The 20,881-nt window shown below is 67.4% G+C and carries 15 protein-coding genes; 8 read left to right on the top strand and 7 right to left on the bottom strand.

Annotated elements, in window-relative coordinates; genetic code table 11:
- Positions 1-18: 18 nt before the first annotated feature.
- The 3 genes from IEY07_RS03650 (at position 19) to IEY07_RS03640 (ending at position 3,272) form a co-directional block, all read left to right on the top strand.
- The gene (locus tag IEY07_RS03650) at positions 19-1,038 is read left to right on the top strand and encodes a sugar phosphate isomerase/epimerase family protein (RefSeq protein WP_188893765.1); all 1,020 of its coding nucleotides are present in this window, start codon (positions 19-21) and stop codon (positions 1,036-1,038) included.
- Between the two features lie 17 nt (positions 1,039-1,055).
- Positions 1,056-2,030, top strand: a complete 975-nt coding sequence (locus IEY07_RS03645) for a 3-hydroxyacyl-CoA dehydrogenase family protein (protein WP_188893764.1) — start codon at positions 1,056-1,058, stop codon at positions 2,028-2,030.
- A gap of 141 nt (positions 2,031-2,171) precedes the next feature.
- Positions 2,172-3,272, top strand: a complete 1,101-nt coding sequence (locus tag IEY07_RS03640; RefSeq protein WP_229669659.1) for a L,D-transpeptidase — start codon at positions 2,172-2,174, stop codon at positions 3,270-3,272.
- Between the two features lie 3 nt (positions 3,273-3,275).
- Here the strand turns inward: IEY07_RS03640 and IEY07_RS03635 are convergent, their stop codons facing one another.
- The 6 genes from IEY07_RS03635 to IEY07_RS03610 all read right to left on the bottom strand — a co-directional run bounded on the left by IEY07_RS03635 (position 3,276) and on the right by IEY07_RS03610 (position 9,777).
- Positions 3,276-4,238 (bottom strand): SPFH domain-containing protein, encoded by a 963-nt coding sequence (locus IEY07_RS03635; RefSeq protein ID WP_188893763.1) that lies wholly within the window; start codon positions 4,236-4,238, stop codon positions 3,276-3,278.
- Positions 4,226-4,660 (bottom strand): NfeD family protein, encoded by a 435-nt coding sequence (locus tag IEY07_RS03630; protein WP_229669658.1) that lies wholly within the window; start codon positions 4,658-4,660, stop codon positions 4,226-4,228. Before IEY07_RS03630 ends, IEY07_RS03635 begins: the two co-directional genes overlap by 13 nt.
- Positions 4,661-4,777: 117 nt before the next feature.
- Positions 4,778-5,602 carry a sugar phosphate isomerase/epimerase family protein gene (locus tag IEY07_RS03625; protein WP_188893761.1) on the bottom strand — a complete coding sequence of 275 codons (825 nt, stop codon included), beginning with the start codon at positions 5,600-5,602 and terminating at the stop codon, positions 4,778-4,780.
- A gap of 38 nt (positions 5,603-5,640) precedes the next feature.
- On the bottom strand, positions 5,641-7,716 hold the full coding sequence (locus IEY07_RS03620) for a hypothetical protein (RefSeq protein ID WP_188893851.1): 2,076 nt from the start codon (positions 7,714-7,716) through the stop codon (positions 5,641-5,643).
- A gap of 87 nt (positions 7,717-7,803) precedes the next feature.
- The gene (locus IEY07_RS03615) at positions 7,804-8,625 is read right to left on the bottom strand and encodes an NAD-dependent epimerase/dehydratase family protein (protein WP_188893760.1); all 822 of its coding nucleotides are present in this window, start codon (positions 8,623-8,625) and stop codon (positions 7,804-7,806) included.
- 48 nt (positions 8,626-8,673) lie between these two features.
- Positions 8,674-9,777, bottom strand: a complete 1,104-nt coding sequence (locus IEY07_RS03610; protein WP_229669657.1) for a ferrochelatase — start codon at positions 9,775-9,777, stop codon at positions 8,674-8,676.
- Positions 9,778-10,000: 223 nt separating this feature from the next.
- Between IEY07_RS03610 and IEY07_RS03605 the strand changes: the two genes are divergently transcribed.
- From IEY07_RS03605 to IEY07_RS03590, 4 genes are all read left to right on the top strand, one after another.
- Positions 10,001-13,054: an alpha-mannosidase gene (locus tag IEY07_RS03605; protein WP_188893758.1), complete on the top strand. Its 3,054-nt coding sequence runs from the start codon at positions 10,001-10,003 to the stop codon at positions 13,052-13,054.
- A gap of 93 nt (positions 13,055-13,147) precedes the next feature.
- A complete protein-coding gene (locus tag IEY07_RS03600; protein ID WP_188893757.1) occupies positions 13,148-14,179 on the top strand; it encodes a zinc-dependent alcohol dehydrogenase family protein in 1,032 nt (343 codons plus the stop codon).
- 199 nt (positions 14,180-14,378) lie between these two features.
- Positions 14,379-16,781 carry a glycoside hydrolase family 95 protein gene (locus tag IEY07_RS03595; protein ID WP_188893756.1) on the top strand — a complete coding sequence of 801 codons (2,403 nt, stop codon included), beginning with the start codon at positions 14,379-14,381 and terminating at the stop codon, positions 16,779-16,781.
- 85 nt (positions 16,782-16,866) lie between these two features.
- On the top strand, positions 16,867-17,790 hold the full coding sequence (locus tag IEY07_RS03590) for an NAD-dependent epimerase/dehydratase family protein (RefSeq protein WP_188893755.1): 924 nt from the start codon (positions 16,867-16,869) through the stop codon (positions 17,788-17,790).
- Here IEY07_RS03590 and IEY07_RS03585 read toward each other — a convergent pair.
- Positions 17,780-18,754 (bottom strand): polysaccharide pyruvyl transferase family protein, encoded by a 975-nt coding sequence (locus IEY07_RS03585; protein WP_229669680.1) that lies wholly within the window; start codon positions 18,752-18,754, stop codon positions 17,780-17,782. The genes IEY07_RS03590 and IEY07_RS03585 overlap by 11 nt on opposite strands.
- 228 nt (positions 18,755-18,982) lie before the next feature.
- Here IEY07_RS03585 and IEY07_RS03580 point away from each other — a divergent pair, with 228 nt between their 5' ends.
- On the top strand, positions 18,983-20,881 hold the full coding sequence (locus tag IEY07_RS03580; protein WP_229669656.1) for a glycosyltransferase family 2 protein: 1,899 nt from the start codon (positions 18,983-18,985) through the stop codon (positions 20,879-20,881).

Here is a 20,881-nt window from a genome sequence, read left to right as displayed (position 1 = left end):
GGTTGGGACAATCCCCCCATGGCCACCCAATCCGCGTCCGAGGACACCGCAACGCAACCCGGCTTCACAGCCGACAATTGGCCGATCGCCACCGCAATGATGTGGGCCGGCGACGGACAACCCGCACCGGACGCGCCGGCGCCCGTCGAGCAGTGGACCAGCAATCTGCGCGATGTCGCCGACGCCGGGTTCGCCTACGCCGACATCACCGACAGCTGGGTCCGCCCCGGAGATCTGAATCCGGAGCAGTTGAAGGCCTTTGGTGATATCGCCAAGGAGCAGGGCGTCCGCTACGCCTCGGTCTCGGCGATCCGCCGCAGTGTGATCCAGAAGGATGCCTGGGAGGACAACCTCGCCTACAGCCACCGCACTCTGGACGCCGCCGCCGAGCTGGGAATCGGGGTGGTCTCCTTCGGCCTGCACCAGGCGCTGACGCCCCAGCAGCAGGAGCAGCTGTGGTTCTGGACCGTCCAGGGCCACACCGACGATCCGGAGGACAAGGAGGCTTTTGCCCTCGCGGTCGAACGCTTCCAGGATCTCGGCCGGCATGCCGCCGAGAACGGCCAGATCATGTCCCTGGAGATGTACGAGGACACCTACCTCGGCACGGCCGACTCCTCGGTCAGGCTGGTCACCGAGATCGGTCTGGATAACGTCGGCCTGAATCCCGACATCGGCAACCTGGTGCGCCTGCACCGGCCGATCGAGTCCTGGCAGGAAGCCCACGCCAAGACCCTTCCGTACGCGAATTTCTGGCACGTCAAGAACTACTTCCGCGACGAGGACCGCGCCAAGGGCCAATGGTTCGCGACGCCGGCCCCGTTGGAGGCCGGGCTGATCAGCTACCGGTCCGCGATGGGCACTGCCGTCGCCTCCGGTTTCCAGGGCGTCATCATGTGCGAGCACTACGGCGGCGACAGCCTCAGCGTGTGCGCCACCAACCAGGACTACCTGCGCCGGCACGCACTGCCCAAGAGGCCGCACACCGCCCCGCGCAGCTTGGTCACCCAGCAGACCACCCTCTCCAAGACCGCCTGAGCAGCAGGAAGAAGATCATGGCTATCAAGCAGACCGACAACCCGCTGACCATCGCCATCGTCGGCTCCGGCTACATGGGCGGCGGCATCGCCCAGGTGCTGGCGCTGGCCGGGCACACGGTGATCATCTCCGACGTCAGCGCCGAGGTCGCCGAGAACAACCGCAAGCGGCTGCTCACCGAGTCCGACCAGTTCGTCGCCGACGGATTGTTCGAGGCCGGCTCGACCGCAACCATCGACGCCCACCTGACCGCGGCCGCCTCCATCGAGGAAGCCGTCGCGCAGGCGCAGTTCGTCGAGGAGGCGGTACCGGAGAAGCTGGACCTCAAGCGCGAGACCCTGGCCCGGATCAGCGCTGCCGCTCCGGTCGACGCGGTGATCGCCAGCAACACCTCGACCATCCAGATCGGCGCGATGGCCTCGGCCGTCGATCATCCGGAGCGCTTCCTGGGCGTGCACTTCTCCAACCCGTCGCCGTTCATCCCGGGCGTGGAGATCATCGGCCACGACGGGACGAGTGAGGACACCTTCGCTGCCGCCGAGGCGGTCGTGCAGTCGACCGGCAAACAGACCGCGCGGATCAAGGACGTCACCGGCTTCGTGCTGAACCGGCTGCAGTACGCGCTCTTCCACGAGGCCACCCAGCTGGTCGACGAGGGCGTCGCCTCGGTCGAGGACATCGACACCGTGGTCCGGACCACCTTCGGCTTCCGGCTGCCGTTCTTCGGCCCGTTCGCGATCGCCGACATGGCCGGACTGGACGTGTACGCCTTCTGCTACGAATCGCTGCAGCAGGGCTTCCCGGAGCGGTTCGCCACGCCGAAGATCCTGAAGGACCTGGTCGACGCCGGCAAGCTCGGCACCAAGTCCGGCGCCGGCTTCCTGAACGTGCCCGCCGAGGACACCCCGGAACTCGTCGCGTACCGGAACAAGGCGTACGTGAAGATGCAGCAACTGCTCGACGAGCTCGGCCCGGCCCCCGTCACGTACTGATCGTCACGTACTGATCGTCACGTACTGATCGTCACGTACTGATCGTCACGTACTGGTCTCTCGGTTACAGATCTAGCGGCGGTGCTGGGAAAATCCTGCGCCAATGCGAGATTTTGGGCCTGTCCGGGTGATCATGTACCGGTGACAAGATTCAACCAGCTGCCGGTCGGTGGGCGCCGACGCGTCCTCGGCGTCCGCTCGCTGGGCGCGATCGGTCTGTCCACCGTGCTGTTGCTGGCTGCCGCCTGTGGCGTCCGCCCGTCGGATCAGACGGCCGGCGGGAACGCCGCCACCGCGACCTCCCAGCCGGCGCCCACCGGTGGCGCGACCGATGGCGGCCCGACCTCAGGCGTCCCGGATCCGTCGACCAGCGCCGGCGCATCCGACTCGCCGAGCCCGACCCCGACACGGACTCCGACGCCGACTCCCCCGCCGCCGGCGATGCTGCTGGATTCGATCATGCCGTCCGACGGCGCCTCCGTCGGCGTCGCGATGCCAATCATCGTCGTCTTCACCGACCCGGTGAAGACCTCGGCCCGCAAGGGCATCGAGAAGGCGATGAAGCTGACGGCATCCACCCCGGTCACCGGTGCCTGGCACTGGTTCGGTGATCGCCAGGTCGAATTCCGCCCCAAGGACTACTGGCCGGCCGGTGATTCGGTCACCCTGGACGCGGAGTTCAAGCACGTCAAGGACGGCTACGGCCGCGAGGGCACCCACTCCTACGTCCACAAGTTCACGATCGGCGGCGACTTCGAGACCAAGATCTCCGTCACCCACCACACCACCAAGGTGTACAGCGACGGGAAGCTGCTGAAGACCTTCCCCAGTGACGCCGGCAGCCCGGACTTCCCCAGCTGGGACGGCACCATGGCCGTGTCGGAGAAGGATCCCAACGAACACATGACGTCCTGCAGTGCCGGGATCACCTGCAACAAGAAGAGCCCGAACTACTACGACGGCTACTACCCCTGGGCGGTCCGGCTGACCTGGTCGGGCACCTTCGTGCACTACTCCGACGGCGACCCCTACCCGGGGCACAGCTACGGATCACACGGCTGCGTCCACCTGTCACTGTCCGATGCCAAGTGGTATTACAACCACATCCAGATCGGTGATCCCGTCACGATCACCGGCTCGCCGCGGGGCGACGCGGACCCGACCAACGGCTACGCGGCCTACAACCTCTCCTGGAGCCAGTGGCTGCAGGAGAGCGGCCTGGGATCGATCAAGACCGCCTGATCGTCACTGATCTTCGCTGTGATCCTTGCCGTTGAGCGCAGCGATCGGATCGAAGGGGATCCTGATCCCCTGCTGCTTGTCGGTGTTGTCGGTGTTGTCGGTGTTGTCGGTGTTGTCGCCATCGGTGTTGATCTTGCTGTCGGTGAACGCCTTCGTGACACTCTGCAGGGCTGAGGTGACCTCGCTGGGAATCACCCAGAACGTGTTGCCTTGGCCCTTGGCCAGTTCGGGCAGCACCTGCAGATATTGGTAGGCCAGCAGCTTCGGATCCGGGTCGTTGCGGTGGATCGCTTCGAAGACGGTGTCGATCGCCTTTGCCTGGCCCTCGGATTTCAAGATCGCCGCCTGCCGTTCGCCTTCTGCGGTGAGGATCCGGGACTGCCGTACGCCTTCGGCCGTCAGGATCGCGGCCCGCTTCTCCCGGTCGGCGCGCATCTGCTTCTCCATCGATTCCTTGATCGACGGCGGCGGCTCGATGCCCTTGATCTCGACCCGGTTGACCCGGATCCCCCACTTGCCGGACGCCTCGTCGAGCACCCCGCGCAGGGTAGAGTTGATGTACTCCCGGGAGACCAGCACCTTTTCAAGATCAAGACTGCCGATCACGTTGCGCAGGGTGGTGACGGTCAGCTGCTCGATCGCCTGGATGTAGTTGGCGATCTCGTACGCCGCATCGCGCGGATTGGTGACCTGGAAGTAGAGCACAGTGTCGATGTGCACACTGAGGTTGTCCTCGGTGATCACCGAGCGTGGCTCGAAGGACACCACCTGCTCGCGGATGTCGATCAACGGCCGGACCCGGTCCACGAACGGGATCACGAAATTCATCCCGGGTTCCAGGGTTCGGATGTAGCGGCCGAGCCGCTCGACGTTGCCGGCTCGCGCCTGCGGCACGATCCGTACGGTCCGGAAGACGATCAAGGCCGCGAACAGGGCCGCGACGATGCCGATGATCAAACCTGCCATGGGAGCTCCCTGGGATGGACGAGGGCGGTTGCGCCGTCGATCGCGAATACCTCGACTGTGGTGTCCTTGGGAATCACCAGGTCGGAGTCGTACGGACGAGCCGTCCACTCCTCGCCGCCGATCCGCACCCGACCGCTGTCCCGGGCGACGTCGGTGAGTGTGACGGCCTCCTTGCCGATCAGTCGCGCGACACCGGAGCGGATCGGCGGACCGGTCAGCATGTGCCGGCGGACGACCGGGCGGACGACGGCCATCAACAGCACGGCGGAGATACAGAAACCGAGGAATTGGAAGCCGATCGGCAGTCCGAGCGCGGCCAGCCCGGCGCCGGCCAGAGCGGCGACACCCAGCAGGGCGAGATCGAGCGTCGTCGCGACCAGTTCGGCAACCCCGAGGCCCGCGGCGACGGCAACCCAGATCATCCAGGCATGCATCGCGCACCCGTTCTCATGCGCTCGTCGTCGAGCGCTTGCTGACGACGGTACTCCCGTTGCCGGCGGGATCAAGAGTGTGCCGCCCAGCCAGGGCGTACCGCCCGGTCAGCCGGCCGGCTGCTCCACCAGGCCGGCGACGATCTCGTGCTCGACATCGAGTGACGCCCACTCGTCGTCGGTCGGCCCGTCGTAGACCAGCGCGAACGGCCCGCCGAAGCCGGCGTCCAGCAGCACCTGCACCGAACGCCGGTAGTCCTCGGTCTCCAACTCGCCGTCGGCGGTGTGGTGGCATTTGGCGTGACAGGTCTCGGCGTACGGCGCGATCGCGGCCAGCTGGTCGTACTTGTCCGGACCGGTCCAGTTGCCCAGATCGGCGAGCAGTCCGACCGAGTCGCCGGCGGCGTCCAGCACGGAGCGTACGGAATCGGCGTCGGGCAACAGCGCCATCCAGTTCTCGGTCACGATCCGGATGTCAGGATGGGCGGCGGCGAGCCGGGCCAGCCGCCGGCCGCTCTGCTCCAGCAGCTGCGGGGTCGGGGCCTGCTGACCGGCGATGACCCGGGCCCGCCGCGCGCCGAGCGCTTCGGCATCGTCGATCCAGGCATCGATCCAGGCCTGATGGGCATCGGCGTCCGTCGGATGCGTCAGATCGCCGGCATCGACCAGCAGCCCATCCAGGGCGATCCCGGAATCGTCCAACGCGGCCCGGAGTTCGGCCAGGTAGCCGTCGTCGCGATGCGGCAGATGGAAGTGGCAGAGCTGGACCGTGTCATAGCCGTGCACCAACAGTTGGCCGGGCAGTTCCAGCAGACTGGTCGCCGCTACCGGGCCGGTGGGTCGGAGGCCGTCGGATCCCGCCGGCTCCGGATCATCGGCGACATACCGGCCGAGCGTCCGGTGCAGGGACCACGATGAGACTGCACGCGTCATGGGTCTCAAGCTATCCCAGAGCTGTCCGGGCTGCGCGGTCACCAGCTGATGGTGATCGCCGTGCCGGCCGGCGAGCCCGGATGGCGCAGCCGCAGGACGCCGGGCGCCGGCTCGTGCTCCCACTCAGCTCCAACGACCTGCCGCGGCGGTCGGACCGATCGCAGCGCGATGATCACCGCGACGTCCCGTGGTGCCTCGCAGCGGAAGCTGACCGTGTCGGCAGCGCGCTCGAGATCACGGATCCGACCGGCTGCTGCGAGCACCAACTCGTCGCCCTGGTCAAGATCACGAAGCCAGACCACGTCGCCCGGATCAAGATCACGGTTCGTGATCACCGGCAGGTCGGGGTCGAGCAGATCCAGATAGCGACCCGACACAGTGACCCCGTGCTCGGCCTCGGACAGCACGGCGCCGATCAGATACGGTCCACGACGCACCGAGAGCCACGGACTGGGTGTCCAGTCGTGCCCGGCGGCCTCGGTCAGCCGCTCAAGATGATCACACAGTTCGGCGGCCCGCTCCGGCGAGCTGGTGAAGTCCGCCGGCGACGCGGCGACGAACCGGACGTGACCGGCGCCGACAGCCTGGATCCCAGCGGAATCTCCTTGGATGCCAAGAGCCTCGGCCAGGTGCACGGCCGGATCCGGATAGCGTCCGGTCCACCACTGCCGGATCCGATGGTACGGATCCGATCCGTCGCCGACATAGAGCAGCGCACCGCCTTGCGACACCCACGCCGCCAGCGCATAGTGCAGCGCCGGCGTCAGCGGCTTCTGGAATTCGTAGGACAAGATCAACACGTCAAGATCATCGAGAGCTCCGGGTGTTGTGATCAGATTCTCCAGCTGGACCGGACGGACCTGCTGCCCGGCAAACAGCGGCGGCAACGCCAGCCCGTAGAAGTCGGAGAAGTTGAGCAGCTCCCGGCCCTCGACCGCCAGCGCGTCCTGAAGCCCGTCGTAGTGTCCCATCGCCTCGCCGGGACGCCACCGCTGGAACATGGCGGTGTCGGACAGCAACACGCCGAAGTGTGGCAGGTCGGGCTGCTGATACACCCCCCGCCCGTCAAGATCACGCAACGCGTTCATGGTGATCAGATACGAGGTCGCGGTCGCCGGCGGGATACCGATCCGTTCGGTCGAGCCCTCCGACAGATAAGGCCGGGTGAAGATCCGGTGCGGCCACGGCGCGACTTCGAACCGGGTGACGTCCGGGTGCAGCAACGAAGCGACCAGCGTCCGGTGGTAGTTGGCCAGATAGTCCTGCCAGGTGCGGTCCGGCTGGTCCTCGATGGGATCGTGCAGGAACCACAGCGTGCGATCGGTTCCCCGGGTCAAATCCTGCGCGATGCCGTATTCGAGGTAGGCGGTCTCGAAGGTGCGCTCGGCATGCCGGCCGGCATAGATGTTGGGCGTCCGGGAGGTGCCGGTCCAGACCTGGGCGATCGCCCCGTGCACCGAAACAAGATCACGAAGTTTGGATTCCGGGCTGATGATCTGCCACTGGGTGTAGTTCAGCAGGCTATGGGTCGGCACATAGAAACGGAGGTCGTGGCCGGCCCGCAGGGCCTCGTCCCGCAGCACCGTGGTGACCCGGTCCAGGCTGCGGGTCAGCAGGTGCTGCTTGAGCTGCCCGGAACGGAAATGTGCCTCCGGCGAGCTGTGCGGGTCCTGCCAGGGCTCACCGAAGTAGGCCTGCCACTCCCGCCGGAAGGCCGGCGAGTAGCCGGCCCGGGCCCAGAACTCCGGCTCCTCGAGATGGACGCCCTCGACGCCGAGCTCGAGGATCGGCCGCAGCTTCTGCACCAGGTAGTCGGTGAAGGACACCGTCGGCACCATGTACGGGATGTCCTTGCCGTGCAGGATCGGTGACCCGTCTGCCACAGTCTGCGCGTCGTCCCAGTGCTGCTCGCCGTCCCAGTCGCCGTACAGATAGTCCTGGTAGGTGCCCCACGAGATCCCGGTCATCAGATGGATGCGGTAGCCGGCCCGGCGCCAGCGTTCGATCCGCTCCGCGGTGGTGTCGTTGAGGCCGTACACCATGACGAAGTCGGTCCGCAGATCGATGCGCTCGTCGTACGGCGCCTGTTCCTGGAATCCGGTCAGCTCAGCCATCGTCTTCTCTCGTCGCTGGTCGAAGATCAACACCGCGCAAGGACTGTACGCGATCGACGGACGAGCCGTGTCTCGGCCCGACCAGGCTCAGCCTCGGGCCAGCATCGCCGCGATCTCGTCGGCGTAGGCGATCTCGGAATCATCCTGCGGCGCGTAGCCGATGAGCGTGCGGGCGTTGCTGATCGACCAGAACGTCCGGGCGTTGCCGGAGACGCCGTAGAAGATCTGGAACGGCACCCCGAATTCGTCGTCGATCGACTCCGCCTCGATGCTGCGCACGTAGAGCTGTTGCAGATCGCGTTCGCTGACCCAGCCCGCGATGTCGCGGAGATAGTCGATCAACGGCCGGTCGGTGAAATCGGCCGCCCGGATCGGCCGCGGTGCGACGATCCGGATCTGCACATTGGGGACGGCCCGGGTCTGCGCACCGGTCGCATACAGAAAGCCCAGCGCTTCGTACGCCGCCTTGGCCCAGCCGTAGAAGGTGTCCGGCCGCGGGTAGTCGAAGGGGGCGACCCGATCGATCCGCTGCTGCTTCCAGGGTCGCTCGTACCATTTGCTGGCCTGGTTGGTGCTGGTGCAGACGACCCGTCGGACATCGGTCGCGGCTGCCGTCTCGAACACCTGCGCAGCCAAGTCAACGTTGATCCGTTCCTCGCGGTAGGACGGCCCCTCGGCAGGTCGCCGGAAGCCGACGTGCACGATGGTCTCGACGCCCTCGCACAACTGGCGGAAACGATCATCCGGGTCGGCCAGCAGGTCGAGGACCTCGACCCCGTCGACCCGGTTGCCGTCCCGGTCGGTGTCGGTGACATCGACCAGAGTCAGGTCGTAGCGCTCCCGCAGCGCGGGCAGGACCAACCCGGCGATGTATCCGGCCGCACCTGTCACCAACACCCGTCGCGCCATGAGGTCGAGCCTCTCACATGCCGACTCCGAGCTGCGGCGTCAGTTCGATCAGCGCTGGCAGAGCGCCGGACGGTCCGGTTGGCGGAGATTCAGGCAGCAGTCGACCGGACAGACGACGGCACCGATCTCAGCGCCCGGGATGACGGCCTGCTCCGGCTGCTCCCCGCGTGCGATCGCAGCCCGCTCCTCTACCAGGTCGACCAACGCAGCCACGAAGGCCGGATGGGTGCCGGCGGTCGCGGCCCGGGCGAAGCCCAGGCCGAGCTCCCGAGCGGTCTCGGCCGCCTCGGTGTCCAGGTCGTAGATCACCTCCATGTGGTCGGAGATGAAGCCGATCGGCACCACGACAACGGCCTTCGTGCCGTCTGCCGCCGACTCCCGGAGCCGGTCGTTGATGTCGGGCTCCAGCCACGGCTGGCCGGGCGCGCCGGAGCGTGAGCAGTAGACCAGATCGCTGTCGTGACCACCGGCATAGTCGACGCCGGTCGCCGCCGCGACCTGCCGGGTCACCTCGTCGGCGACGGCGCGGTGCCAGGATTCGTATCCGCGGGTCGCGCGGGCGGATGCCTCCGCCATCGGTGACGGGATCGAGTGCGTCACGTAGACCAGCCGCGCGGACGCGGGATCGTGACCCTCGGCGCCCAGCTGCGCCAGCCCGGCGCGGACCGCGTCCACCGATGCAGTGACGAAACCGGGATGATCGGCGTACTGGCGGATCCTGTCGATGCTGAGGCTGGTGTCGTGGCCGGCGTCGTACAGATTCTCCCGGTACTGCCGGCAGGAGGAGTACGACGGGTAGGCGCTGGTGGTGATTGCCAGCACCCGGCGGTGGCCGTCGGCCCCGGCCTGCTGGAGCGTGTCGGTCAGGTAGGGCTCCCAGTTGCGGTTGCCCCAGTAGATCGGGGTCTCGAGTCCCCGGTCCGCGAACTCCTTCTCCAGCGCCGCGATCAGCGCGCGGCACTGGTCGTTGATGGGGCTCCTGCCGCCGAAGAGGTAGTAGTGCTCGCCGACGACCTCGAGACGTTCGTCGGGGATCCCGCGGCCGCGCGTGACGTTGCGCAGGAACGGCACCACATCCTCCGGCTTCTCAGGTCCGCCGAAGGAAACCAGGACCACCGCGTCGTACGGCTCGAGTTGCGAAACAGGACTCACGATCAGATCTTCACACATCCGACCCGCCCGGCGGCCATCAGGTCCTACACAGCGTCGTAGACGACATCACGCCCGACATCTCCCGCGCATCGTCCAGGAATCGACAACCGGGCAGTGCAGAGCCGCTCGGATCGGATAAGGTTCCTGACCGGGATTAATCAATCCACGTGACAAAATCGGGACGCCCTGTCCCGGTCACCGTTCCGCCTGAGGAGTTGCACCGATGCACGACCGTCAGACCGAGATCGAGAACCGCGTTCGCAGAGTATTGCGGGAGCGCGTCTCGCCGGCTGTCTACACCCCAGTGGCCGATCTGCAGATCGAGGCCTGGCACGTCGAGGGCGGTGGTGGTGAGCCGGTCCAGCCGGCGATCGCCCTCGGGCTCGAGGGCAACACCCGTCCCGAGTACGTGCCGTTCGGCGTCGGCGATCCGTGGGGCCCACCGTGGGGTACCAGCTGGCTGCATGTCACCGGAACCGTTCCGGACGGGCTCGACCCGGCCGACCTGGAGATCGTGATCAACCTCGGCTGGAACCGGGGTGGCCCGGGTTTCCAGGCCGAAGGCCTGATCTACCTGCCCGACGGCAGCGTGATCAAGGGCATCAACCCGTTCAACGAGTGGATCAAGGTCACCGGCACCGCGATCGACTTCTACGTCGAGGCCGCGGCCAACCCGAGTGTCGGCGACTGGCGTCCGACCGAGATGGGCGACAAGCTGACCGCCCCGAAGGACCCGATCTACAAGCTGCTGCGTGCCGACCTGAACATCTTCCACGAAGAGGTCCACGAGCTGGTCGCCGATCTCGATGTTCTTGATCAGCTCGGCAAGTCGCTGCCGGTCGGCGAACCGCGCAAGTGGGAGATCCTGCTGGCTCTCGATCACGCCCTGGACCTGATCGAGCTGTCCGACATCCCCGGCACCGCGGCCGCGGCCCGGGAATCGTTGAAGCCGGTCTTCGCCAAGAAGGCCAATGCCAGCGCCCACCAGCTCACCGCGACCGGTCACGCGCACATCGACTCCGCTTGGCTGTGGCCGGTCCGCGAGACCATCCGCAAAGTGGCCCGTACGACCGCCAACCAGGTCAACCTGCTCGAGACCTATCCCGACCATGTGTACGCGATGAGCTCGGCCCAGCAGTACGAGTGGATCAAGGACAACCGTCCCGAGGTCTACCAGCGGGTCAAGGCAGCCGTCGGCGAGGGCCGCTTCGTGCCGGTCGGCGGCATGTGGGTCGAGTCCGACACCAACATGGTCGGCTCCGAGGCGATGGCCCGCCAGCTGCTCTTCGGCCAGAGCTTCTTCCGCGACGAATTCGGCATCCTGTGTGACGAGGTCTGGCTGCCCGATTCCTTCGGCTACTCCGGTGGTCTGCCGCAGATCGTCAAGCTGGCCGGCGTCAAACACTTCCTGACGCAGAAGATCTCCTGGAACCGGGTCAACAAGTTCCCGCACCACACCTTCATGTGGGAGGGCATCGACGGTACCCGGGTCTTCACCCACTTCCCGCCGGTCGATACCTACAACTCCGACTTGTCGGGTCGCGAACTTGATCATGCGGTGACCAACTTCCGTGACAAGGGTGCGTCCAGCCATTCGCTGGCACCGTTCGGTTACGGCGACGGCGGCGGCGGCCCCACCCGCGAGATGCTGCAGCGGGCCCGACGTACGGCCGATCTCGAGGGTTCGGCCAAGGTCACGGTCCGTTCGCCCAAGGAGTTCTTCGCCGACGCGGCCGCCGAGTACAAGAACCCGGCGGTCTGGAAGGGCGAGCTCTACCTGGAGATCCACCGCGGGACGTACACCTCGCAGGCCAAGACCAAACAGGGCAACCGATTCAGCGAGCACCTGCTCCGCGAGGCCGAGCAGTGGTCGGCGCTGGCCGCCGTGCACGCCGGTCTGGACTACCCGTACGAGGAGCTCGCGCGGATCTGGAAGCTGGTGCTGCTGCAGCAGTTCCACGACATCCTGCCGGGCTCGGCGATCGCCTGGGTGCATCGCGAGGCGCGGGAGAACTACCAGAAGATCATCGCCGATGTGACGACGCTGATCGACGCCGCACAGCAGGCGCTGGTGGCCAAGTTCGGCACCGGCGATGGCGAGACGGTCTTCAACGGCGCTCCGGTGGCGCGCGGCGGACTCGCCGCACTGTCGGCGGCACCGGCGGAATCGGTCGTGGTCGAGCCGGTCTCGCTGACCGAGGCCGACGGCGGCTATGTGATCACCAACTCCGAAATCAAGATCACCATCGACGCCCGGGGCCTGATCACCTCGGCGATCGATCTGGCCACCGGCCGGGAGACCCTGCCGGCCGGCCAGACCGCCAACCTGCTGCAGCTGCATGCCGATTTCCCGAATGCCTGGGACGCCTGGGACATCGACGAGTTCTACAAGCACACGGTCACCAACCTGACCGACGTCGAGGGCCTGGCGGCGGAGGTGCTGCCCAACGGCTCGGTGCAGGTCAGCCTGAAGCGCACCTTCGGCAACTCGACGGTCGACCAGACGCTGATCGTGCGGCCCGGCGAGTCCGGCGTCGAGATCAGCAACGACATCGACTGGCACGAGCAGGAGAAGCTGCTCAAGCTGGCCTTCCCGATCGACGTGCACGCCGACAGTGCGGCGTACGAGACCCAGTTCGGCCATCTCTACCGGCCGACCCACGAGAACACTTCCTGGGACAGCGCCCGCTTCGAGGTCTGCGCGCACCGCTGGGTGCACGTCGGCGAGACCGGCTTCGGCGCCGCGGTGGCCAACAACTCCACCTACGGCCACGACGTCTCCCGGCACGCCTCGCCCGACGGTGGCAGCTACTCGGTGGTCCGGCTGTCGCTGCTGCGCGGCCCGCGCTACCCCGACCCGCGCACCGACCAGGATCGGCACACGGTCAAGGCCCGGTTCGAGATCGGTGCCGGGATCGCCGACGCCGTCAATGCCGGTTATGCGCTCAACCTGCCGGAGCGCCGGCAGCCGGGTGCGGCGACCGTGCCGGCGATCGCGACCGTCGACGGCGGCGTGATCATCGAGGCGATCAAGCTGGCCGAGGACAAGTCCGGTGATGTGATCATCCGCGCCTACGAGCCGTACGGCGCTCGGGGCACGGCGACCATCACGCCGGGCTTCGGCTTCGCGTCGGTGTCGGAGGTGGACCTGCTGGAGCGTCCGATCGACGCGATCGAGGACGTGAAGCCGGCCCTGGTCGAGGGCGGCAGCGAGTCCGCGACCGTCAAGGTCCGGCCGTTCCAGATCGTTAGCCTGCGGTTCTCCGGGGTCAAGTAGCCCCACCCGGAAGGCCTGCGTCGGGACGCGCTATAACGCATCCTGACGCAGGCCTTTCGTCGTTCTCAGGCTTTCCCGTTTCTCAGGAGTGGTATGCGAGCACTGGTGTACGAGGCGACCGGCAGCACCCCGGCCGTCGCGGAAGTCGCCGATCCCCGGTGCCCGGCCGACGGCGTGCTGATCCGGGTCCGGGCCACCGGCGTCTGCCGCTCCGACTATCACGCCTGGGTGGGTCACGACCCCGTCGACCTGCCGCACGTCGGCGGTCACGAACTGGCCGGCGAGATCGTCGAGATCGGGCCCCAGGTGACGCGCTGGTCGGTCGGCGACCGGGTCACCACCCCGTTCGTCTGCGGCTGCGGCCGGTGCGACTACTGCCGTAACGGGGCCCCGCAGGTCTGTCCGGACCAGACCCAACCAGGCTTCACCGGCTGGGGATCCTTCGCCGAGCAGGTGGCGATCCACGCCGCCGACTTCAATCTGGTCCGGCTCCCCGATGATCTCGACTTCACCACCGCCGCCGCGCTCGGTTGCCGGTTCGCGACCGCCTATCGTGCGGTGACCGGGCACGCGCCGGTCCGCGCTGGCGACTGGCTTGCGGTGTACGGCGCCGGCGGAGCCGGGCTGTCGGCGATCATGATCGGGGCCGCACTCGGCCTGCGGGTGATCGCCGTCGACCTGTCCGCCGCCGCGCTCGAACTGGCCGCACAGGTGGGTGCCGAGCAGACGATCAATGCCGCCGACGGCGATCCGGCCGGGTTGATCACCGATCGGACCGGTGGCGTACACCTCAGTCTGGACTGCGCCGGCACGGCGACGACCGCTCTCAACTCGGTCCGCAGCCTGCGCCGTGGCGGCCATCACGTGCAGGTCGGGCTGCTCTTCGGGCCGGCGGCCACCCCGCCGTTGCCGATGGACCGGGCGATCGCCTGGGAGCTGTCGATCCACGGCTCGCACGGGATCGCAGCCGCCGATTATCCGGGCCTGCTGCAGCTGGTCAGCTCCGGTCGCGTACGTCCCGAGCAGTTGATCACCGAGGTGACCGATCTGCCCGGGGCCGGTCGAGCACTGGTCGGGATGGGCCAGCCGTTATCGCATTCGGGCATCACCGTCGCCCTCCCCTGAGGGTCGTCGTCCCCGGACCTCCGACCCGCGTACGCCGCCCCCGAGACTCGCGACAACACGAGTTCGACGGACGAAACGGCCCGGGCCGTCCGCGCAAGCCGTGACAACGCGAGTTTCGCGGGTTCCCCCGCAGGCGCGCCGCGACGCGCGAAGCAGGTCCGATAGGTTCGTTCCTCGTCAGTGATCATGAGGAGTGACCATGCCCGACCGCGTCGCAGCGGCACCGCACCGACTTGAGTACGCCACCCCGGCCCGGCACTGGACCGACGCGCTGCCGATCGGCAACGGCCGGATCGGCGCCATGCTCTACGGCGAACCGGACCATGATCGTTGGCAGCTCAACGACGACACTTGCTGGTCCGGATCGCCGAGCAGCACCGCCGGCGTACCCGCGTCCACGGAGCCGTCGCCGGAGGTGATCGAACGCGTCCGGGCGGCTCTGTTGGCCGGCGATGTCGTCACCGCCGAGCGCGAGATTCGCAAGGTCCAGTACGGCCACTCCCAGGCCTACCAACCCCTGGCCGAGTTGGAGATCGAGGTCGCCGGTCCGGCCAGCACCTTGACCCGCCGCGATCTTGATCTTGGTACCGCCGTGGCCGGCTGGCAGTCCGACGGCGGACGGGCCGAGGTCTTCGCCAGCGCCCCGGCGGCGGCGATCGTCGGCGACTACCGGTGGGACCGGCCACGCGATCTGACGATCGGCTTGACCGCCGCCCATGCCGACAGCCGCCGCAGCATGGTGACAGCGGATCAAGATCAGTTGCTGCTGGTCAGCCGGATGCCGTCGGATGTGTTCCCAGGTCATGATCACGCGACCCGATCCGTGTTTTACGACGACACCCCCGGCGCCGCGGTAACGGCCGTCGCCGTCGCCGGAATCTCCAGCGACGGAACGGTCTCCGCCGATGGCCCGGTGATCAGGATCGCCGCGGCGACCGAGCTCGTGATCACCGTCGTCACCGAGACCGACTTCGGCGACAGCCTGACTCCTCCGCACGGTGATCTTGATCGCCTGATCCGCACCGCGCGGCAGCGGTCGGCCGACGTCACCGCCATCCCGGTGGGACGACTCCGCGCCGAGCACCTGGAGGAATACCGGTCGTGGTGGGATCGCTTCGACCTGCAGCTGGCCGATCCGACCGCGGCCGATGATCATGCTGACACCGACGCGCTGCTGGCCCGCTCCCGCGATCGCGACGTGTCGCCGCGACTCGTCGCGCTGATCGTCGCCTTCGGCCGCTACCTGATGATCAGCTCCAGCCGGCCCGGATCCCGGGCGATCAACCTGCAGGGCATCTGGAATCCGTGGGTGCAGCCGCCGTGGAGCAGCAACTACACGGTCAATATCAACACCGAGATGAACTACTGGCCGGCATTCCCGGCGCATCTGGGGGAACTGGCCGAGCCGTTGTACGACCTGGTGGAGACAATGGCGGTGACCGGTGCCGAGACTGCGCGCCGGGTCTACGGCCGGCCCGGATGGGCGGCCCATCACAATGCCGACCAGTGGGGTTACAGCCTGCCGGTCGGTCCGGGCGACGCCAACCCGTGCTGGGCGGCGTGGCCGATGGCAGGATTCTGGCTGCTGCGGCACTTCTGGGAGCAGTACGAATTCACCGGCGACGAGGACTTCCTGATCAACCGGACCTGGCCGCTGCTCGACGGGGCGACCGAATTCGCGCTGGCGACACTGGTCGACCTGCCCGATGGATCGTTGGGGACCGTCCCGTCGACGTCGCCGGAGAACAGCTACCTGACAGCCGACGGTGACCGTGCAGCGGTGACGATCTCCTCGACGATGGATGGTGCGCTGATCCGCGAATGCCTGCGGAACTGGCAGCGGGCGGCCGAGATCGTCACTCGCCATGGTGGCGACATCGACCCCGTACGCACCACGACCGTCGGGGCGACGCTGAACCGGCTGCCGCTTCCCCGGCCGACGGCGCGGGGCAGCTATCCGGAGTGGCGGGATGATCTTGCCGAGGCCGAGCCGAGCCACCGGCACCAGTCCCATCTCTACGACATCCACCCCGGCGACGCGGTCACCGTCTACGACCCCGAGCAGGCCGATCTGATCGAGGCAGCACGCGAGACGTTGCGGCTGCGCGGTGCCTACTCCACCGGTTGGTCGCTGGCCTGGCGGATCTCGTTGCACGCCCGGCTACACGAGACCGCGGCTGCGCAGCAGAGCCTGGGCTACTTCCTGGCGCCGGTGCCGGACGACATCGCGGCCGCCGGCCCGCAGGTCGCCCAGGCCGGCGGCGTCTACCGGAATCTCTTCTGCGCCCACCCGCCCTTTCAGATCGACGGCAATTTCGGTGTCACCGCGGGAATCCTCGAGCTGCTGGTCCAGTCCCACGGGCGGACGGCCGAGGGCGTACGGATCATCGACCTGCTCCCCTGCCTGCCCGACACCTGGGCGGACGGAAGTCTGCGCGGGGTCCGCACGCGAGGCGGATTGATCATGGACCTGAGCTGGCGGGACGGTGCGATCACCGAGGTGATGATCATGCCGACGATCGGACAGCAGGTGATGATCAGGATGCCTGGCCGGCGGGACCTGCAGCTGGACCTCGTCCCGGGCCACAGGTTCACTCTCTGACCCGTACGTCACATCTGATGCCTCGGATTCGTCTGAATGGTGGTTCGGATATCCGGACGACCGACGACGAAACGGAGTGCAGGACATGCGGGTGTTTGTAGCGGGTGGTTCCGGCGTGCTGGGCAGGCGGCTGCTGCCGCAGCTCGTGGCGCGCGGGCACGAGGTGACGGCGACCACGACCAGCAGCGAGAAACTCGGGCTGATCAAGAATCTCGGCGCGACCGGCGTGGTGATGAACGGACTCGACGCGACGCGCGTCAAGGAGTCCGTCGGCGCCGCAGCGCCGGATGTCGTGGTTCATCAGATGACCGCGATCGCGGTGGCGCATGCGGGCAAGCCGGATCTCAAACACCCGGACAAATGGTTCGAGACCACCAATCGGCTGCGCTCGGAGGGCACGGACAACCTGATCGCAGCAGCCGCCGCTGCTGCCGTGCCGCATCTCGTCTCACAGGGTTATGCGAGCTGGAACGGCGCACCGGAGGGCGGCTGGGTCAAGGCCGAGGACGATCCGCTGAATCTCACCACCAACGCCGGGCTGGCGATCCTCCAGGAGGCCGAGGATCGGATTCTGGCGCTCGGCGGCGCGGTGCTGCGATACGGCGCCTTCTACGGTCCGGGTGCCATCGACGATCAAGTGACCCTGCTCCGCAAGCGGCAGTATCCGCTGGTCGGAGACGGTGGCGGTTACAGCTCCTGGATCCACCTCGACGATGCCGCCAGAGCCACCGTGCTGGCCATCGAGCTGCGCGCCCACGGCGTCTTCAACATCGTCGACGACAACCCGGCACCGGCCCGGGATTGGCTGCCCTATCTGGCCGAGTGCGCCGGAGCGAAGCAGCCCCGACGGATCCCCGTGTGGTTGGCCCGGATGCTGGCCGGCGAGCAGGCCGTGGTGATGATGACCCAGGGTCGTGGGTTCTCCAACGCCAAGGCCAAGCGGGAGTTGGGCTGGACGCTGCGCTATCCGTCCTGGCGCCAAGGCTTCAAGGCAGAACTCATGCGTTGACGACCGCGCGTCGAACGGCGGAGGTGGTCTCCAAGCCGTCCGGAGCTGCCGGGATGACGTCGCGCTTGCGTCGCAGGAACGGCGAGGACTCCAGCAAGGCCCGGTAGTCGAATTGGATCGGCTGATCGCTGAAGGTGAATGCCTGTCGCAGCCGCTCGACAGTGACCGGCTCCTTGGCCGGATTGAACTCGTGCGGCCGGCGGAACTTGTCGACCGAGGCGAAGTAGTCGTAGAACTTGAAGACCCCGCCTCGCGGAGACTTCGACCCCAGCCAGGCGCTCGGGATGCCGTAGGCATCCGCGACGATCAAGCCGTGCAGCGACGAGGTGACGATGCGCCGGCAGGACAGCAGATCGCGGATCACCGCCTCCACATCGGAGTGCCCGAAGTCGATCAACTTGACGCCGGGACCGTACTCGGCGTGCGCCCAGGTACGTTCGCTCCACCGCACCGCGACGCCGTATTCGTAGCGGATCGGGACCCGTGGTTGGTAGTAGAGCGGGAGCAGCAGGGCCGGATCCCCGTAAGTCTTCGGTGCCCGGACGCCGAAGCCCCGTGCTGCACCGAGCTTGGCCTGGGTCAGCGGGCCGCGGACCGCCAGATACTGCGCGCCGCTGGGCACCTCTTTCGCCGACTCGGTGCCGTACATGCCGGTGCCCCAGAAGATCGACTGATCCGTTCCCTGATTGATGATCGAGCCGATCACCACGTAGTGCGGGCTGCGGCGGTCGGCGACGACAACGTCACGACCGGTGATGTGGCGGACCAGCCACGGCGACAGCAGGTCACCGAAGTTGGGCTTGTACACGAAGTAGTTGAGCGGGACCTTGCCATCGGTCTCGATGAGATCGGCGACCTCGTAGTCGTCCAGTAACCGGCGAAACCGACGCACGCCGAACCTGTCGGCGTACCGCCGTCCCAGACGCATTCGCGCGGTCTCGGCCACCGCACGGCCAATCGACACTCCCAACGACATCAGTATCCCCTTGTTTCCAACTAGGTATTAGGGACTTTACCGGGAACATTAGCCGATCCTGTGGAGGCGCGTCGGCCACATGCAGTATCCGGAGTCCTCCGGTCTCTCGCGTACCGAGCGATCGGCCGCCTTGAGTCGTGGATGGCAGGTCGGCGGGTAGTGTGTCCGGAATCTGTTCATCGGGCTACGTGACGGAGAACCATGGAGCATGACGCAGTGACGGCCTCGGTCCTGATCGACGCCGGAACTCTCGACGACAGGCTGCCCAGGATCGTGACGTCGCTGGACGATCAGTCGCTTCCTTACAGTCGGTACGAGGTCATCTATCTCGACCCGGGTTCCTCGGAGCGGACCAGCCGACGGTTGCGGGAGCTCGTCGTCCGACGGCCCAATGTCACGCTGCTCCCGATCAGTCCCGGTACCGAGGGCAATGCCTGGAAGGCAGGCGTGGAGGCAGCGCAGGGTGATTATGTCCTGCTACTCGGGCCTGACGACCTACTCTTCCCCGGCGGACTCCAGTCGCTGCTCGATGCCACTGCCGGTGGTGCGCAGCTGGTGGTGGCCACCGGCAGCGAATCCGGGCCGGCGGGGTTTGTGAGCGAGGATCTGTCCCCCGGCATGACGATCGACGCGTCCGACCCGGCTGGGGGAATCGCGATGCTGGCGCCGTTCGCGCTGATCCGACGCACGACGCTGACCGAAGTCATGTCCGCTGCCGCTGAAGCCGGCCGGGACGCCGGCTTCCGCAGCCTGCGCGCGGCGGTGCTCGAGGCCGCCGGGGCCTCGGTAGTGGCCACGTCGCCGGTCGGGCTCGGAATGGGCCCGTCCGGCGGACAATCCATCGAGGATGCCTGGTCCGACCTCGCCGAGGCTCTCGGCCACCTTGACGCCGAACCATCGGCCCGGTTGGTCGCCGCCCAGGCGGCGGCCACCTTCCGACACAGCGGAGCCGGCGGCGTGCCCCGGTCGACGGCGGACCAGATCGTCGGACTGGTTCGCAGTGCATGGACGGATCGGGATGTTGACACATTGCCATATGCGCAACGGGACGTTGTCCGGACGCTTGTGGCTGCCGACGTCGCCGGTGCCGACAGCGCGACGAAGGCGGTCGCCGACATCGGGCTGGCCGTACCGAGCACGTCGGCCGAGTGGTCGGCCGGAGTGCTGTACCTGACGGTCATGGGCGTCGTCCAGGGCCTACCGCGGGCGGATCCACGACCGGATTTCACCCTCGCCGCCGCTATCCGCAACCTCGCGACCGGGATCGAATACGTCCTGCCGAGCACGGCCGATGCCGCGCGCGACTCCGCCGGTTTCATCGTGCATGCATCGGTCGACGCCGCTCTGGCAGCCGCGGGCAAACCGCTTGAGCGCGGTACTTGGGAGATCCTCGTACGCCTGAATGGATTCGGTTCCGATCGAACGATCAGCGCGGCACTGCCACAGCCCCGAAGCACGACGGGCATTGCGAGCGGCGCAGTCGTCGACGGTACGCCGGTCAGTGTCTTCGCCGTCGACGGCCGGCTGCGGCTCGATGTCGGCGCCCGAGGACACGGTTTCCTCGGCGCACGGCTCAGTCCCGAGCAGGCGACGATCAACGAGACCGCGGCCGGCGCGCTCCTGACGATCACGCTGCCGGATGCCGTCGCGCGCGGCGACGCGATCCTGCACGGGGCACTCTTCCTCGGCAAGTTCCGGGCTCCGGCCGTCCTGCGGACAACCGGATCGAGTGCGCAGATCGAGTGTTACCTGAACGGGCTCGCGGGAGTGAGCAGGCTCGAGGCGAGTTTCGGCGGGACCAAGCAGCAGCCGCTCGGACTGCAACTGAGGATCGGGCCGGCCGGGGAGATGACGATCGAAGCCGCCCCGAAGGTCCCTTCCAAGAAGCCGGCCGCCAAGAAGCCGGCCGCCAAGAAGCAGGGGGGGAAAGCACCGGTAGCCAAGAAGCCGGTAGCCAAGAAGGCAACCGGATCAGCAGGCAAGGGTAAGCCCGAGCAGAGGCGGTCGGGACGGATCATCAGCCGGGTGCCGAAGCCGCTGCAACCATGGGCACGGGCTGCTTCGCGGTCGCCGTTGATCAAGAGCGCCTATCGCAAAGCCACCGGGCGGGGCTGA

The organism is Microlunatus endophyticus (assembly GCF_014646195.1).
GTDB classification, from domain to species: Bacteria; Actinomycetota; Actinomycetes; order Propionibacteriales; family Propionibacteriaceae; genus Microlunatus; species Microlunatus endophyticus.
Note: the sequence above shows the minus strand (reverse complement) of the source record. Positions and strands in the feature narration are given on the sequence as shown.